General features: G+C 44.1%; 16 protein-coding genes and 1 other RNA gene. 1 reads left to right on the top strand and 16 read right to left on the bottom strand.

Annotation, left to right across the window (positions count from 1 at the left end; genetic code table 11):
* Positions 1-50: 50 nt before the first annotated feature.
* Positions 51-551, bottom strand: a complete 501-nt coding sequence (locus tag ASG89_RS28295) for a YpuI family protein (protein ID WP_028558040.1) — start codon at positions 549-551, stop codon at positions 51-53.
* Positions 552-728: 177 nt separating this feature from the next.
* Here ASG89_RS28295 and ASG89_RS28290 point away from each other — a divergent pair, with 177 nt between their 5' ends.
* Positions 729-2648, top strand: a complete 1920-nt coding sequence (locus ASG89_RS28290; RefSeq protein WP_057314607.1) for a S8 family peptidase — start codon at positions 729-731, stop codon at positions 2646-2648.
* A gap of 117 nt (positions 2649-2765) precedes the next feature.
* Here the strand turns inward: ASG89_RS28290 and rnpB are convergent.
* The 15 genes from rnpB to ASG89_RS28225 all read right to left on the bottom strand — a co-directional run bounded on the left by rnpB (position 2766) and on the right by ASG89_RS28225 (position 16559).
* An RNA gene (rnpB, locus tag ASG89_RS29165) (RNase P RNA component class A) lies at positions 2766-3180 on the bottom strand.
* Between the two features lie 87 nt (positions 3181-3267).
* Positions 3268-4377 (bottom strand): Nif3-like dinuclear metal center hexameric protein, encoded by a 1110-nt coding sequence (locus tag ASG89_RS28285; RefSeq protein ID WP_057314605.1) that lies wholly within the window; start codon positions 4375-4377, stop codon positions 3268-3270.
* Positions 4353-5117, bottom strand: a complete 765-nt coding sequence (locus ASG89_RS28280; RefSeq protein ID WP_057314603.1) for a tRNA (adenine(22)-N(1))-methyltransferase — start codon at positions 5115-5117, stop codon at positions 4353-4355. Before ASG89_RS28280 ends, ASG89_RS28285 begins: the two co-directional genes overlap by 25 nt.
* A gap of 3 nt (positions 5118-5120) precedes the next feature.
* Positions 5121-5861, bottom strand: a complete 741-nt coding sequence (locus ASG89_RS28275; RefSeq protein ID WP_235549963.1) for a hypothetical protein — start codon at positions 5859-5861, stop codon at positions 5121-5123.
* A gap of 210 nt (positions 5862-6071) precedes the next feature.
* Entirely contained in the window at positions 6072-7187 is a 1116-nt protein-coding gene (gene rpoD / locus ASG89_RS28270) for an RNA polymerase sigma factor RpoD (protein WP_028558036.1), read from the bottom strand.
* Between the two features lie 37 nt (positions 7188-7224).
* Positions 7225-9072, bottom strand: coding sequence for a DNA primase (gene dnaG, locus ASG89_RS28265; protein ID WP_057314599.1), 1848 nt, complete (start codon positions 9070-9072; stop codon positions 7225-7227).
* A 48-nt stretch (positions 9073-9120) separates the two neighbouring features.
* Positions 9121-9585, bottom strand: a complete 465-nt coding sequence (locus ASG89_RS28260) for a YaiI/YqxD family protein (RefSeq protein ID WP_082593666.1) — start codon at positions 9583-9585, stop codon at positions 9121-9123.
* 91 nt (positions 9586-9676) lie between these two features.
* Positions 9677-10489 (bottom strand): pyruvate, water dikinase regulatory protein, encoded by an 813-nt coding sequence (locus ASG89_RS28255; protein ID WP_057314597.1) that lies wholly within the window; start codon positions 10487-10489, stop codon positions 9677-9679.
* Positions 10490-10666: 177 nt separating this feature from the next.
* Positions 10667-11416, bottom strand: coding sequence for a DNA repair protein RecO (gene recO / locus ASG89_RS28250; protein ID WP_057314596.1), 750 nt, complete (start codon positions 11414-11416; stop codon positions 10667-10669).
* Between the two features lie 46 nt (positions 11417-11462).
* Positions 11463-11615 carry a YqzL family protein gene (locus ASG89_RS35890; protein ID WP_082593664.1) on the bottom strand — a complete coding sequence of 51 codons (153 nt, stop codon included), beginning with the start codon at positions 11613-11615 and terminating at the stop codon, positions 11463-11465.
* A gap of 92 nt (positions 11616-11707) precedes the next feature.
* The gene (gene era / locus ASG89_RS28245; protein WP_056609724.1) at positions 11708-12607 is read right to left on the bottom strand and encodes a GTPase Era; all 900 of its coding nucleotides are present in this window, start codon (positions 12605-12607) and stop codon (positions 11708-11710) included.
* Positions 12608-12613: 6 nt separating this feature from the next.
* Positions 12614-13027 carry a cytidine deaminase gene (gene cdd, locus ASG89_RS28240; RefSeq protein ID WP_057314594.1) on the bottom strand — a complete coding sequence of 138 codons (414 nt, stop codon included), beginning with the start codon at positions 13025-13027 and terminating at the stop codon, positions 12614-12616.
* Positions 13028-13067: 40 nt separating this feature from the next.
* Positions 13068-13772 (bottom strand): diacylglycerol kinase, encoded by a 705-nt coding sequence (locus tag ASG89_RS28235; RefSeq protein ID WP_057314593.1) that lies wholly within the window; start codon positions 13770-13772, stop codon positions 13068-13070.
* Positions 13772-14311: an rRNA maturation RNase YbeY gene (ybeY, locus tag ASG89_RS28230; protein ID WP_057314590.1), complete on the bottom strand. Its 540-nt coding sequence runs from the start codon at positions 14309-14311 to the stop codon at positions 13772-13774. Before ybeY ends, ASG89_RS28235 begins: the two co-directional genes overlap by 1 nt.
* A gap of 19 nt (positions 14312-14330) precedes the next feature.
* Entirely contained in the window at positions 14331-16559 is a 2229-nt protein-coding gene (locus ASG89_RS28225) for an HD family phosphohydrolase (RefSeq protein WP_057314588.1), read from the bottom strand.
* Between the last annotated feature and the right edge of the window lie 31 nt (positions 16560-16590).

Raw genomic sequence — 16590 nt, 5'->3', positions numbered from 1 at the left:
AAAAGGGATGCGTTGTGGCCGCATCCCTTTGTAGGTTTCTTTGTAATTGATTAAACTTTTTCGCCTTGCATACGGCGCTGTGTAATGTAATCTGTTTCATAGTAAGCAAGATCTTCACGAAGCTCTTCAAATACCTTGGACAATTCGATTGTTAAATCACGTACTTCACGTGATGGTTTCTTGCGGAAACGAATCGCATCTTGTCCTGTATAAGCGTAACGACCATCTTCGGAGTAGCACTCGTTCTTAGGATAGAAGAAGGTATTAACACATGTATGGTATACCTCATAGAGCACTTTTTCCGAAAAATCAACATTAAAAGTAGGACGTCTTAAGCTAACGCCCAATTTTTCATAAGCCACTTCACAAAAAACGAGAAGATGACGAGTATCCTGTAAATACCCGCGGTAAAATTCATCCATTGCCGGATCATTTTCCACATTTAACAGTGATAGCGAATGTTGATTAAGAAACAGTTCCATTTTGGCCGTCGTTTCTTTAAGTTTCGTACGTGTAGAATCACAAACATTTTTCACATTAAAAACAGCCATGTTAGAAGACCTCCTATAATTGCGCTACTTCTATCCTACCATAATTTATCCCGAAGTGGTATATGTAAAACACCAGTTGCCATGCATAAAAGATAACCCCTCGCCTAACCCTACTCGTAGATACTATGTTTTTATTGATGAGTTGGTCTTTTCTACAAAAAAAAGGAGGGCATGATCATGTGGCGTTATCTCTCCACCATTGCGGTTGTTCTTGGACTAGGGGTTATCCTCTTTCCTCAGCAGCCTGTGCATCGCACCAAGCCAGGTCCAGAGGTCTATAGTGCGAAGTATGAAACAACGTCCAAGCTTGCGCTGCTAGAACAAGACGTGAAGCTGACAGATGAACTTTGCAGAAGTCAATGCGCTATTGATTTCACGACCATGCTCGGTCAGATTGAAGGCGGTGAACCTGTAACCAATGTATTGAAAAACATGCGAAATCACCATGAGAAAATGGATGTGCTTGTATGGTCCAAACGCGGTCAAACTTGGGAGCAAGGCATCAAATCGGGAGAACTTCCCCCTTCTTATAAAGAGCAGGCCGCAACCTATTTGAAAGAAGCGAAAACTACCGTTGACGGGGGCAAGATTTACCAGTCACCTAAATTTGGTGCTGGACATCACGTTTATTTCGTCCAAGGAACCCCTTCAACCCATGGTCAAGATTCACTTATTGGGGTTATTCATCAAGATGTGCTTGCACAAGTAACCGATCATCAAATGAAAAATTTAAGACTTGAGCCTTATCCTAATGAGAACCGTTGGAAAGTTAAAGCTGTTGAAACGAATACGCTAAATGAGAAGATTGTCGATCATCCCGAAGATAATCAAGGGACTAGCCACTATCAACAGAATGAAGTCGTCGTCCGTTTCAAAATGGATCCAACAGAAGCTCAACTCAGTCAAATTAAAAAAGAGATCCATGCAACATCGGCACAAAAATTAGGCTATACGTACGTTTTCCGTACGAGTGATAGAGACGCCAAGTCATTAATCGCCTATTTTGCTAAATGGAATGTTGTGTATGTTGAACCACACTTCCTATATATGACCAACGATTACTATGATGATCAAGAACGAACAGATTCAAACTCTTCCAACACCAATTCAGATAGCAATCAAACACCAGTTTCTTCAAATTTCATGCCCAATGATAATTTATATCAAAGATATCAATGGAACTTGCCACTGATCGAAACGTTGCAAGGCTGGCAGCTAAATCGCGGCGCAAATAATGTCATTGTTGCTGTTGTTGATACTGGTGTAGATATGGCACACCCAGACTTGCAAGGACAATTACTGCCTGGTTACAACGTCATTAGTGGCAATGATAATCCACAAGATGATGTTGGTCATGGCACACATGTAACAGGTGTCATTTCAGCACTTGTCAATAATCAACTAGGTGTTGCTGGGATGACCTGGTTTAACAAAGTGCTGCCCGTTAAAGTTCTGGATCAGACAGGTGCAGGCAGTACTTACTCCGTCGCTCAAGGGATTATTTGGGCAACGGATCACGGTGCAAAGGTTATGAACCTCAGTCTTGGCAATTACGCAGATTCAGGATTTCTACATGATGCTATTCAATATGCTTACGATAAGGACGTCGCACTCATCGCGGCTAGCGGAAATGATAATACCGAACAGCCTGGATATCCAGCAGCTTACCCCGAGGTATTTGCAGTGGCCGCTATAGATTCACAGAATGAGAAAGCACCCTTCTCCAATTATGGCGATTATATTGATGTAACTGCTCCTGGTGTTACCATTGCCAGTACGTATCCCAACAATCAGTATGCTGCCCTATCAGGTACATCCATGGCTAGTCCGCATGTGACAGCACTCGCTGCGTTAATTCGATCCGCTAATCCTAATTTGAAAAATACCGATGTCTATGAAATTATGAGAAAGTCTGCTCAAGATCTAGGCGACAAAGGACATGACAAATACTTCGGATATGGTGTCATCGATGTTGTCAAAGCACTTGAAATGGCGAAGCAGGATACAGCTCCATTGTCTTATTGGCCGCAAGATTTAGCGCGCCAATTACATCTTGTACCGAAGAAGTATGCCGGTAGTTTGGGGCTTGAGAAATAGAACAGTAAGAGCAAACTAAAATAAACCTTCATTCCCAATAGGTGGGATTGAAGGTTTTATTGTATGTCCATTAAATGAAATACCCGCAAAGCCGAAGCTTTGCGGGTAACCGACTGAGTGGAAAGTTTGCCGTAAGCCGGGTTCTGTACTTCCAGTGGTCATAACGGGCGTCTGCTCCCCTGCCACTATTGAAGCGACAATCATCTATCTAGGCTGTACATTGCTGCACAGCTCAAGCGACCAACCCGAACGCGTCTCAGGCGAAGACTGCCGCCTCGAAAGCAGCTTGCGTTCCACTAGGTCTTGCTCCAAGTGGGGTTTACCAGGATCTATGTCACCATAGAACCTCGTGGTCTCTTACACCACGGTTCCACCCTTGCCTGTGCTATATTTCAAGCCATCGGCGGTCCATTTCTGTGGCCCTATCCTTCAACTCGCGTTGACTGGACGTTATCCAGCACCCTGCCTTATGAAGCCCGGACTTTCCTCTCGCTATGGCTTACCCATAGCCAGCGATTGTCTGTCAAACTTTCCATTGCATAGGCTAGTATACTAGGAATGCCTTCGAATTACAACACATGAAACGTTTCCTTACTTTCCAAAAGCAACCGGAGCTTGCTTAGACGAACTGAAACGGTTCTGTGTTAACCGCAGATGCAAGCACCTGCGTATCTGTCTTGGCCAGCTGCGCGGCGAGATAATCCGCAACGCCGCGCTTCATGATCTTCTCGACGTTATGCCCAACGTCGAGGAGGGCGAGTCCCGCCGCAAGCGCATCGTGCGCGGTGTGGTAGTCGATGTCGCCGGTGACCAGCACATCGGCGCCGGCAAACATGGCGTGCCGCATGTAGCGGCCGCCAGAGCCACCCAACACGGCCACCTTGCGGATGGGCCGTGCCAGATCGCCGACGACGCGCACCGTCGGCACGTCGAACACAGCCTTCGCGTGCTCCGTGAGCTCGCGAAGCGTCATCGCCGCGGGCAGCTTCCCCACGCGGCCCAAACCGAACACTCTACCCTTCAGATCCATCGGGTAGAGGTCATAGGCCACCTCCTCGTAGGGGTGGGCCTTCAGCATCGCCGTAACCGCTTTGCGCTGCACGCTAGCGGTTACGATCGTCTCTACGCGTACTTCTTGTACGCGTTCTAGCTTCCCGACTTCCCCGATAAACGGAGTCGCCCCTTCCTGCGGCAGGAACGTCCCCGTCCCGGGGATGTTGAAGCTGCAGGAGCTATATTGGCCAATACCGCCAGCTCCTGCCTTAAATAGGGCATCCAGCACGACTTGATGATGCGTCTCCGGTACGAAGACGACAAGCTTCTGCAGCTTCTCCGTATGCACATCTTCCAAGTGCGTCATCTCCGTTAAGCCTAGTTGCTCCGACAGCAGATCATTAACGCCGCCTTCTGCCACATCGAGGTTCGTGTGGGCAATATATACAGCAATATCATTCTTAATTAATTTTTCATATAACCGACCTGCTGGTGTTTCTGTCTGAAGATGAGCCAAAGGTCTGAAAATAATCGCATGATGTGCGATAAGAAGGTTCGCCCCGACTTCAATCGCCTCATCAACAACAGCATCCGTCACATCAAGAGCAACGAGCACTTTCGTGATCTCTTTCTGAAGTGAACCCAGCTGCAGGCCAATCTTATCATCGGCCATCGCATAATGCTTAGGCGCTAACTGTTCGAACAGTTGGATTACGGTTTGACCTTTTGCAAGCAAGCGAGTACCTCCTTTATTTCACGCATCTCTTGGCTAACCTGCTCTGCCTTCGCAATGGATGCTTCAGCCGTAGATAGCTTCAGTTGGTCTACGATCATCGCTAGCTTCTTCAGCTCACTCTCCCACTTCATAAACCAAACCTCAGGAGCCTCTTTAATCAAATAAGGGCCCATTTGTTGCAAGCGTTCCTTCGAGAGGGTAACTCCACCAGGAAGTTGTCGCTCCTCATAAAGCGCATCTAAAGCTCCGCGCTCCTCTGAATCAGCAGTCACCGCCGTTAATATCTCATAGATTTTGCCATCTTCTTCAAGAATAGCCTCAGATTCCAACTTCCAACCATTGTAGAGCAGCCAACGGCGCACATGATCTTCTCCTACATTCGGCTGTAAAATCAAATGCTGAACACCTAGAAGCTTCGATTTACCAGCCTCCAAAATGCTCGCCATTAAGCTACCGCCCATACCAGCGATCGTTATAACATTCACTTCACCTGCTTCAATTACCGCAAGCCCATCACCAGATCTTACTTGAATGACCTTAGATAAACCACATTCTAGCACTTGCCTTTGTGCTGCCTCGAAAGGTCCAGGGTTTACTTCCCCTGCAACCGCGGCTGCAATAATCCCCTGCTGTGCCAAATAGGTTGGCAACAAAGCATGATCTGAACCGATGTCGGCTACTTTCGAACCCATGGGTACGCGATCAGCAATCATTTGAAGTCTTTTCGATAATTTAACCATATGCTACATTACCCACTCTACCCATTTTTTTCGCAGCAAAAATAATGCTACGCCTACTGAAACTAATTTGGCCGTAAATGATATTTGAATGAGACGCGAGCTCATTTCTACATCTACAAGGAAGGTCATAGCCTCAGGAATGAACCAAACCAAGCCTCCTACTAGCATGAGCACGCCAGCCGCTTGTTTATTCGTATGATGTGCAAGCCAAGCCATCCATATGAGAACAACACTCACAGGTACCCAGCTTAACTCAAGAGAAAACCAAGCAGGATGTTCTAACTTCTGCATCAACAACCAGCTATACGTCCCTACAAGCCCTAGCCATCCACAAATTTGGAAAATGGCCATTCGGCCAATCAAGCCATTAAATAACCAAATACAGCTGCAAAATGCCAAATATCCTATATATGTAGTTGACTTCTGAATACCCGACAAATCCATCATATATAATCCCAAAAGTAGCATAGCAATGGATGCTATGCCGCACAAGACATAAGCAATGATAGGCGTACGACTCCAATGTCTATATGCGACTGCATAACAAATGATGACAAAAAGTGTGGAAATACCAATTTGCATTGGCAATCCAAAAGAGTTAAAATTAAGAGCAGATAAGGCAAGAGCGGCAATTACCGCTAATGCGAACAACCATATTTTCCAATTACTGTTTGTTACAGCCGTAGCCGAAACACCCATTAGTGAAGCCGGTTTAGGGGTCATATCATCCACATACAAATTCATTAGAAAATCACAATAATGCTCGGGAAGCAATTTGCTCCGTCGCCAGTGATCGATTTCTCTTACTATCACTTTTCTTCTCTCAGCATCCATCTACTCGCTCACCTTCCTAGCTACTTTATCGGTGATTCAATGCTCAGATATTAGTAAATTTTAAGGAAAACCGCAAAAAAAGAACCCCGCCGAATTTGGCAGGGCCCACTCCTAGCGATTTTATTCCAAAAAGTCCTTCAAACGTTTACTACGGCTTGGATGTCTTAATTTGCGCAAAGCTTTTGCTTCAATCTGACGAATCCGTTCCCTTGTAACGCCGAATACTTTACCAACTTCTTCTAATGTTCTTGTACGTCCATCATCAAGTCCGAAACGCAAGCGAAGTACATTCTCTTCTCTCTCAGTTAACGTATCCAGCACGTCTTCAAGCTGTTCTTTCAGAAGCTCGTAAGCAGCTGCATCCGCTGGCGCGAGCGCCTCTTGATCCTCGATAAAATCCCCTAAGTGTGAATCATCTTCTTCACCGATCGGTGTTTCTAAAGAAACAGGCTCTTGTGCAATTTTCATGATTTCACGAACTTTATCTGTGCTTAAGTCCATCTCTTTAGCAATTTCTTCTGGCGTAGGTTCGCGCCCCAATTCTTGCAGCAATTGACGAGAAACACGAATTAATTTGTTAATCGTTTCAACCATATGTACCGGAATCCGTATCGTTCTCGCTTGATCGGCAATGGCGCGAGTAATCGCTTGACGAATCCACCAGGTCGCATAGGTACTGAATTTGTAGCCTTTGGTATGGTCGAACTTCTCCACAGCCTTAATAAGACCCATATTACCTTCTTGAATCAAATCAAGGAACAGCATGCCGCGGCCTACATAACGTTTGGCGATACTTACAACGAGTCGAAGGTTAGCTTCAGCCAAACGTCGCTTCGCTTCTTCATCCCCATTTTCAATACGTTTAGCCAGCCCCACTTCGTCTTCCGCAGAAAGAAGCGGTACACGACCAATTTCTTTCAAATACATCCGAACTGGATCATTAATTTTAATCCCCGGCGGCAAAGCCAGATCATCATCGAAGTTAAATTCATCGCGCTCGTTTTCTTCTGGATTCATCGAATCTTCATCCGATTCATTCCCCACATCAATACCTTGCTCGGAAAGTTGTTCAAAGAACTCATCGATTTGCTCCGGATCCTGATCGAAGGGAGCTAATTTCTCCATGATATCCTTGTAAGTTAGTGAGGACCGTTTCTTCCCCTGCTCTATAAGTTGGTCTTTCACCTGGTCCAGGGTCAATTCTGTCTCTAGTTCTGTACGCTGATCATTCGCCATGGTACGGACTCCCTCCTCCCTAGTCATGTCAGTTTAGCTATGATGACTTCAACCGTTTTTCTAGGGCAATAATTTCAATTGCAATTTGTGCAGCTCTAAGATGGTCTCCCTCGCGTACTGCGCGAGCTTGTTCTTCTTTCTTGCGGTCAACTTCTTCTTGCATTGGAACTTTGCGAATTTGGCGAATATAGTCGTCAATCACTTGTTCGTTTAATCCATGGCCTGCTCCCATCATGACGATGGAGCTAGCCAAGCTCTCCAGCTGTTCGTCTTGCAGCATGGCAATGTATCGGCTTGCATCGGGCTCTAAATACTGAGCGTAGTAAGCATATAAATAAGCAGCTAAGACTGCGTGAGCTTCAACATTAAACTGGTCACCCAATTGTGTTTCAACGTGCGCGCAAACATCACGATCATGCATCATTACGGCCAAAATTAAACGTTCCGCATTATGATATGCAGGCAGTAATGACGACGTTTTTTTCTTTGTTCGTTCCGCTGGTCTCCCATTATTCATAACATTATTCCACAGAATTGGTTTATTATCCCCATCTGGTCGGTTTTTTTCCGATTGCAATAAGATTTCATGGAGATCTAACTTCATGGCTTCATAGGAAGAATCCGGAAACTCTGAAGCTAGCTGTTTGAGATAATGTTCGCGTTCAACAGTTGATTTCAACTGGCTTACTAATTTTACAGCGGATTGCAGATAACGTACTCTGTCACCGTCCTCATGCAATTTAAAATTTTTGCGGATATATAAGAGCTTATATTTCATCGATGGCACTGAAGCTCCAATGATCTCCCTTGCGAATCGGTCGAACCCATATTGACGTACATAATCATCGGGGTCTTTGCCGTCTGGCAGCATGGCAACTGTCACTCTGCTTCCGGCGTCTTCCAATAATGGAATGCTCTTGTAAGCAGCAGATTGTCCTGCATTATCGCCATCATAGCAAATGACGATTTCATCCGCGTTGCGGTTCAGTAAGGCTGCATGCTCTTTGGTTAATGCTGTGCCCATCGTTGCAACACCATTGGTAATGCCCGCTTCCCACGCTTTGATCAAATCCACATACCCTTCGAAAATAACGGCTTGTTGCAGCTTACGCATATTCGGCCGAGAAAGGTGGAGATTGTACAAAGTCCTGCTTTTATTAAAAAGGATGGATTCGGGACTATTTAAATATTTGGGTTGCGCATCCCCCATGGCTCTGCCAGCAAATGCGATGACCTTGCCCGTAGAGTCGCAAATAGGGAACATGATACGTTCACGGAATTTGTCCACGTAGCCATGACCTTCATGTTTGGCGGAAATCAAACCGCCTTTTTCCATTAAAGCTAAATCAAATCCACGTTTGTCCAATTGCTGAACGAGCGTGTCCCACATTAATGGTGCATAACCAATCTGGAACGTATCAATCAGCTTATCAGAGATTCCTCTAGAGGTCAGATAGCCTTTTGCCGCTTTACCTTGATCGGTATTACCCACGACATAATGATAGAATTTGGCTGCAAATTCATAAGCCTTCAATAGGGTCGCTTTTTCTTGCTGCTGCTCATTCTGCTCGTCAGATACCTCTTCCCAAGTTATTGGGATATCAGCGTCTTCTGCAAGCTTCGTGATCGCTTCAGCAAAGCTTAAGCCCTCAATTTCCATAATGAAACGAATTAAGTTTCCGCCTGCCTGGCAACCAAAGCATCGATAAATCTGTTTCTCTGGTGTAACCGTAAACGAAGGACTTTTCTCCGAGTGGAAAGGACAAAGTCCCTTCATATAATGCCCTTGTTTGCTTAAATGTACGTGCCTGCCGATGACATCAACGATATCATGGCGCTTCAGTACAGCCTCAATGACCTCTTCAGGTATGCGTCCGTACTTCATTTCAATCCACCTACAATTCAGGTCGCTTTTCCGACTAATTACTATTCGCTACTTGTTTTCGATTTCCTGCAAATTTTTCAAAAGATTTGTCAAACCGTGTAGAAAATTTTTGCGATCCGTCTCTGTAAAGGGTTTTGGCCCTTTCGTATGCTTACCATTTCTTCGCATTTTGGCGGAAGCATGGCGGCGTTCCAACAGATAATCAATCGAACTATCGGTATATTCCTGCCCCCGATTCGTCAAACAAATCGAACCCTTCGCTAGACCTAACGCGGCGAGTCCAAAGTCTTGTGTTACTAGAATATCACCTGACCGAATCTGATTGGCAATATATAAATCGACAGATTGATCGGAACGATCTACTTGAACTACCTTCACGCCTGGATTTTCCTTCATCTTATGATCGAATGAAGCAACTAGAACAACTTGTACGCCAAACTGTCTACCTGCCTGTTCAATTTCAGACTTTACAGGACAAGCATCGGCATCAACGATAATACTTCTTGCACTCAAGTGTCAGCCCCTGCCTTCAGAAGAAATCTCACCGTACTATTATATACGATGGACTTGCAAAAAATCCTGCAAGCCAGAACATAAAAGCTTACTAGATATGTTCAATGTGATCCATAATTAAACTGGCTGTTTCTTCAACAGCACGATTAGATACATCAAAGATGACACACCCGATTTTACTCATAATTTTATCAGCAAAATCCAGTTCTATTTTAATACGTTCTACATTCGCGTAGGTTGCATTTTCTGCAAGTCCAAGTGTACGTAGCCGTTCCTGACGAATCACATTTAATTTATCAGGGTCAATACGCAGCCCAATAATCTTATCCTTGGGCACCGTATAAATAGCGGCAGGCGGCTGCATTTCCGGTACTAGTGGCACATTCGCCACTTTCAATCTTTTGTGCGCTAAATACATAGATAACGGTGTCTTAGACGTACGTGATACACCTAATAGAATGATATCGGCTTTTTGAATGCCGCTAAAATCTCGACCATCATCATATTTAACTGCAAATTCAACGGCTTCCACCTTCTTGAAGTAGTCTTCATCCAGTGGATGAATCATCCCAGGCTGTCTACGCGGTTCTTGCCGCAATGCCTTTCCTAGCGTCGTTACAACGGGTCCAAGCAAATCGATATACGGAATATCATATTGTTTCGCTTTCGATATTAAATCATCCCGGAGCTCAGGGATAACTAGCGTAAATACAACGATTCCCCCATGCGTTCGTATCCCATTAATTACTTTATCAATACCCTCGAAATCGTGAATAAACGGAGCACGTACTATTTCAACAGGCACTGGATGAAATTGCATAGCAGCTGCCCGAACGACAGATTCTCCTGTTTCACCGACAGAATCCGAAACAACATAAACACGAGTAGGTTGCGGATGTTCCATTTTTCTAACCCCTTTCAGCAGGGACAGACCCTACACTAGCATTTGTATGTAAAGAACATCAGAACAGAACGACAGCATGAGAAAAACCTCACCGATATGCGGACAGCACAAGGGCGAGGTGTTTTCCACCACATCATATCAAAGGGAGAAACACAAGTCAATTGAATCCCAAATTCATTAAATATTGTATTTCTCCATTTGCTCAATAAAGCCTCGTGATTTCCACTGTACACCGATATGAACGTCCATGTAAGCACGCATGCATTTCTTAAGCTGCTCTTTCGTCTCTTCTTTCACTTGAATGGAGCCTAGTCTGCGCATATCCATTCTCGGAAAAAGTCTTAATAGCTTATGTGCTCCTTCACCTATAGGAATCGCAGAGGCATCTTTAAAACGACAACGACTACATAACGTACCGCCCATATTCGGACCGAATGTCGTAATTCCAGCTGTTTCACCACAGGCTACACAGGCATCTGTTATGGGTAAATAACCAGCTAAGTCAAACATTTTCATTTCATATAGATGGGTGACAATTTGCATGTCCTTATTTTCTTCAATTGCCATTAATCCAGCCTTGAGTTGTTCGAATATGTAGTTATTACCTTCTTCATCACCCAGCATGCGATCAGTCATCTCTGCTAAATAAGAAGCATAGGCCGATTTATGTAAGTCTTCACGCAGCGCATGATGAGCCTCAATAATTTCGGCCCCGTTAAGAGATCCCATCTGACCTCGTTGTTTGAAAAAAACAAAATCGCCGTACGTAAAAAGCTGCGTAACGGCGCCATGTTTGCTTTTCAGTTTCTTCGCACCGCGAGCCATAACTCCGACTTTCCCCAGCTCAGGGGTGAATAAACGAATAATTTTGTTGCCTTCTCCGTAGTCCATGCTACGAATGACAATACCTTGAACGCTATGCAGCAAATAGCTTCCCCCATGAATGCCGCTCTGAATATATGAAATCTTGCTGTCACATATTCAGACCATCAAGCGGCTCTTCGTTACTTTGATCTTCTTCTTGCACTTCTGAATCCATACCTGGTTCTCCCGTTACTTGTTTGTACAGCAGATAGGCGTCCACATCACCGGTCTTTGAAAAATACGTCCACGAAAAATCTTTCATGTTCAGCATCCTCCCCATCGAACGTGATGTTCATAGGATGTGCATTGGGCGCCTCTGTATGCGATGTAAAAACTGGTACTCTTAGGAAAAAATTACTCGTGACGGAAACCAAGATCACGTAGGACTCTGTCTTGATTTCTCCAGTCCTTCTTGACTTTTACCCATAATTCTAAGAAGGTTTTGGAGCCTAGTAGCGTTTCAATATCTCGACGGGCTTGTCGCCCAATTTCCTTCAACAATGCACCTTGTTTACCGATGACGATTCCTTTTTGCGACTCGCGCTCCACGAAAATGACCGCGGAGATATGAACGATCCCATTCGGTTCAACACGCATATCTTCAATCTGAACGGCAATTGAGTGCGGAATCTCTTCCCTTGTCATATGCAAAATTTTCTCACGCACAAGCTCCGCGCAAACGAATTGCTCCGGGTGATCTGTAATTTGATCCGCAGGGTAGTATTGTGGTCCTTCCGGCAAATAGCGAATAATTTGCTCGAGCAGCGTCGTTACATTGTTCCCTTTTAACGCAGATACAGGTACGATTTCAGCGAAATTGTACAGGTCTTTGTAATTCGTAATAATGGCAAGCAGCGCTTCCGGTTGGACAAGATCAATTTTATTTAGCACGAGAATAACTGGTGTTTCAATATGCTTCAGTTGCTCAATAATATAACGGTCTCCCCCGCCAATACCATCAGCTACATCGACTAAGAATAATACAGCATCGACTTCACCGAGTGTTCCATGAGCAACTTTACTCATATAATCACCCAATTTGGATGTCGGCTTATGAATCCCTGGTGTGTCTAGAAATACAATTTGACCATTATCCGATGTATACACACCATGGATCTTATTTCTAGTGGTTTGAGGCTTATCCGACATGATTGCAATCTTTTGTCCGATAATTTGGTTCATTAATGTTGATTTCCCGACATTCGGGCGTCCGATAATCGCGACAAAACCTGATTTAAATTCTTTTTTGGCCACTTCTACTTATCCTCCATTTGTGTGCAAATCTTTCGTTGTAAAAGCGCCTGGCAATAAGGCAGCCACCGTCGTTTGAACGAAAGCTCCTTTGAGATTACTCAAATAAACAGGCATTTCCGGTTCGCACAATTCAATTAATACTTGTCGACATACGCCACATGGCGAAATCGGCCCTTCCGTATCTCCAGTTACCGCGATCGCTTGAAAGGATCCCCTCGGATGCCCATCTGCAATTGCACGGAATAACGCAGTTCGCTCGGCACAGTTTGTCGGTCCATAGGCAGCATTTTCGACATTACACCCTAAATGCACGTCTCCATTGGCATCCAATAACGCGGCACCGACCTGAAAGTTGGAATAAGGCGTATAGGCTCGCTTCATCGCTTCCTTAGCGAATTCAATGAGTTCTTGCGGATTCATAGCCATCCACCCTTTTATTTAGTAATTAGTAATAGTTAAGTTATAGCATGTTTAAGCAGGAAAAAGCGAGGAGCGTCACCACAATCCCAATCATTGCCCCCAAAAAGAGTGCTGGGAAAGGCCTTGTTTTCTTATCATATAAGACAATAAGAATAATAATAGACAGCGTGTACCCAAGTAACGCGGCGATCGTTTCGGTGACTAATACCAATATGACAGTCGCAATCGCAAAAGCGATAGCTGTTAATAAGCTGGGTCTAACTAGTTTCCCTTTGTCCGAAAACCTAGTTTCGATCACGACAACTGTAAGCATGACTAATGCAATCAAAATCCATATCGAACCCGCTGACATCGGTGATTCTTGGAGTCTGGCATGTCGTAACAATTGATCGATTGGCTCATAGAAAACAACTAGGCCGACAACGATTGCAAACATCGCAGACACCAATACGGACGCCGCGGCGACGTCCTTCGCAATTTTGGCTAACGGGTGGCGGTCCGGCATAGCTAGATCTACCGTTTTCTCGACAGCCGTATTAATTAATTCTGTGACAATCATGAGAGTGACAGCCAACAAAATAAACAAAATATCGGTTTTGGATAAATGAATGAAAAGAGCTGCTAATAACACAAGAAACGCAACGAAAAAATGAAACTTCATATTTCGCTGCGTATCTAGTGCATATTTGATTCCTTCATAGGCATACCGAAAGCTTTTGCGCCATTTACGGAAGCCGCCCGACATTAGCGTGTCAAGCCTGCCTTCTGCAAAATGTCCTCCTGTTTAGCGAACATCACTTTCTCTTCTTCTTCACTCTGGTGATCATATCCAATTAGATGCAAGAAGCCATGGACAAATAAGAAACCTAACTCACGTTCAACGGAATGACCATATTCTTCCGCTTGTGCAATCGCACGTGGCACGGAAATAATAATATCCCCAAGTGGCTCAATGAACGCTTCTGAAATGGTTTCACCTTCTTCAAGCTCTCCGTCATCCGTGTCGTCACCATCATCTTCATAGTTAATTTGAATCTCGTCATCCCCAAATTCACTCATTGCAAAGGATAGAACGTCTGTAGGCTTGTCTAAATTGCGGTACTGCTTGTTCAAATCTTGAATCGTCTCGTCATCTACAAACGTGAGGGCAACCTCGCCTTCTGTTACGCCTTCGATCTCACCTGCAAGTTTGAGAAGCTCCTCAAGCTTTTCGATGAACACAGGAGAGATTTCTTTCTCTTCCTGCTCACTGCTCCATGCTAATGTTAAATCTACACTTGCCATAGGGATAAGCCCTCCTTCTTTATGCTCCTGGCTTCTTTGGGGTTAATTCACTTGGATATTCAATGCGTGAATGGAAGATGCCTAACAAGGTTTCATTCAGTGTTTTAGCAATCTTATCAAGTTCCTTCAATGTGAGATCACATTCGTTGAATTGACCATCGTCCAAGCGTGATTTAATTATTTTGGTTACCATGGAATCGATTTGTTCGAGAGTAGGGTTACGCAATGAACGTACCGCTGCCTCTACACTATCTGCAATCCCTACAATAGCCGCTTCTTTCGATTGTGCTTTAGGACCAGGATAACGGAAGTCTTCTTCACGTATCACTTTCTCACTATTCTCTTCTTCCCCTTGCTTCTTTGCCTTATGATAGAAAAAGTGCAGCAGTGTTGTCCCATGATGCTGTTCAGCGATATCGCGGATCGGTTTAGGCATTTTATAATCCTTCAACATCTCAACGCCATCGCGCGGATGCGCAATAATAATGGACTTGCTAAGATTCGGATCTATTCGATCATGCGGATTCTCGATATTCGTTTGATTTTCAATAAAATAACTAGGCCGCTTGGTTTTGCCAATATCATGATAATACGAACCTACCCGGCACAATAGTCCGTCTGCACCAATGGATTCAGCTGCCGCTTCGGAAAGGTTACCTACCATCACACTGTGATGATACGTACCTGGTGTTTCCGTTAACAGCTTGCGGAGCAGTGGATGATTCGGATTTGATAGCTCTACCAACTTAAGGGGAGACAAGATTCCGAAAGAAGCTTCAAAAAACGGCAACAACCCGATGACGAAAACAACCGTTACAAGTCCCCCTGCCGTAGCGAAAGACAAGGACATCAGTGCTTCTCGTTGTTGAAAATGGTCTTCCATCAACAGCATCGCAGTGATCGTTAACATGGAGAAAAAAGCGATCATTAAACCCGCTTTCAAAATCGTTGCACGTTGACTTGCACGCTGAATTGTAAACACACCGCTAAAACAAATAACTAAGCTAACTAATCCAAACCGAAAATCGAATAACGCATCGTGCTCTGCATTAAAAATAATACTGGCAATTATCGAGAATAAAACAGATGAAATAAAAGCAAGCGGAGCATCCAGCAATATAGCGATCAAGATGCTGCCAAGTGCTGTCGGAGCCAGATACCCGATAAATGGATAATCAAAATTCTGGAGCAGTGAAATGATTTTCATACCAGCGATGTTCATCACAAAGATGAGAACAAGCATGACCAGTTGTGAATTATTGTATTTGACTTGTAGGTTACTTTGTCTGACAAATATAAAGATCACAAATGACAAGAGTGCACAAAGAATCCCAAGACCAAATTGTGGCAAATGATTGGCTTTATCTTTGAGCAGCTTGAGTTTATCCAATCTCGAATATATTTCTTCCGTAATGACGTCTCCAGCCTTCACTAGCACATCATTCTTGTTAATGTAGACAGGTTTCATGTTGCCCCGAGCTTGTCCCTTGGCATCATCTGTCCCTTTTTGATCAAAGAATTTATTCGGGGTGATGAGCGCTCTAGCGATCTCGGTAACCAATTCCCGCGACGTATTCTTCGCCAAGGTTGATGTATTCACAACTTCAGCTACCTTGGCCCTCGCCGTCTGGGCATCAAGAATTTGGTCATTCATCAATTTCATGACGATCTCTCTGGTTACAGGACGCATGTCTGCAATGTCTTCCTTAGTTAACCGCGGCAGCTTGAAGTAAATCTCTTCCGGCAAGGGATATTTCTGATCGCTAATCCCTTGCTGTATTTGTTCCAATAACGAATCGTTATATTGCCCGCTATTCCGCAGTGTTTTAATGGCATCGTTCGTTAAATCACTAATAAGCTGTGGAATGACTCTTCGGTAGATGCTAACCTTATCATCAAACTTCACTTCTTCATCTGCATTAATCTGAGATAATTTATCAAAAATAGCATCACTAATGACTTCATTTTTGAAATTTAGAATCTGATATACAGGCTGAACTCGTTTGGCTGCATCTTCTTTGGCTTGCTCCGTTGCGACAGCATTCTCAATCTGCTCAGGGGCATAAATCGTCTTTTCACTCTTCATGCCTAATGTAATATCAAAAACCTGAGGTACTAATTTCGAATAGAGGGAGATATAGAAAAGCAATCCCAATATAAGAAAGATAAGTACCCTTAAACCTGTATTGTATTTCCAACCATTCAGCCGGTAATGAAATTTGCCTTTCATTTGCACTTCATTTTTCATTACGGAGGTCATTCCTCTCTATCTATCCAAC

This window comes from Paenibacillus sp. Soil766, assembly GCF_001428105.1.
GTDB lineage: Bacteria > Bacillota > Bacilli > Paenibacillales > NBRC-103111 > Paenibacillus_E.
This window is presented reverse-complemented; position numbering and strand designations above follow the sequence as displayed.

Bases quoted from the DNA above. Each gene is read 5' to 3' on its own strand.
- dnaG (WP_057314599.1), bottom strand. From the start codon at position 9,072: ATGAAGTACGGACGCATACCTGAAGAGGTCATTGAGGCTGTACTGAAG.
- ASG89_RS28225 (WP_057314588.1), bottom strand. From the start codon at position 16,559: ATGAAAAATGAAGTGCAAATGAAAGGCAAATTTCATTACCGGCTGAAT.
- ASG89_RS28275 (WP_235549963.1), bottom strand. From the start codon at position 5,861: ATGAATTTGTATGTGGATGATATGACCCCTAAACCGGCTTCACTAATG.
- rpoD (WP_028558036.1), bottom strand. From the start codon at position 7,187: ATGGCGAATGATCAGCGTACAGAACTAGAGACAGAATTGACCCTGGAC.
- ybeY (WP_057314590.1), bottom strand. From the start codon at position 14,311: ATGGCAAGTGTAGATTTAACATTAGCATGGAGCAGTGAGCAGGAAGAG.
- ASG89_RS28255 (WP_057314597.1), bottom strand. From the start codon at position 10,489: ATGGAACATCCGCAACCTACTCGTGTTTATGTTGTTTCGGATTCTGTC.
- ASG89_RS35890 (WP_082593664.1), bottom strand. From the start codon at position 11,615: ATGAAAGATTTTTCGTGGACGTATTTTTCAAAGACCGGTGATGTGGAC.
- ASG89_RS28290 (WP_057314607.1), top strand. From the start codon at position 729: ATGTGGCGTTATCTCTCCACCATTGCGGTTGTTCTTGGACTAGGGGTT.
- ASG89_RS28280 (WP_057314603.1), bottom strand. From the start codon at position 5,117: ATGGTTAAATTATCGAAAAGACTTCAAATGATTGCTGATCGCGTACCC.
- ASG89_RS28295 (WP_028558040.1), bottom strand. From the start codon at position 551: ATGGCTGTTTTTAATGTGAAAAATGTTTGTGATTCTACACGTACGAAA.
- cdd (WP_057314594.1), bottom strand. From the start codon at position 13,027: ATGAATCCGCAAGAACTCATTGAATTCGCTAAGGAAGCGATGAAGCGA.
- ASG89_RS28235 (WP_057314593.1), bottom strand. From the start codon at position 13,772: ATGTCGGGCGGCTTCCGTAAATGGCGCAAAAGCTTTCGGTATGCCTAT.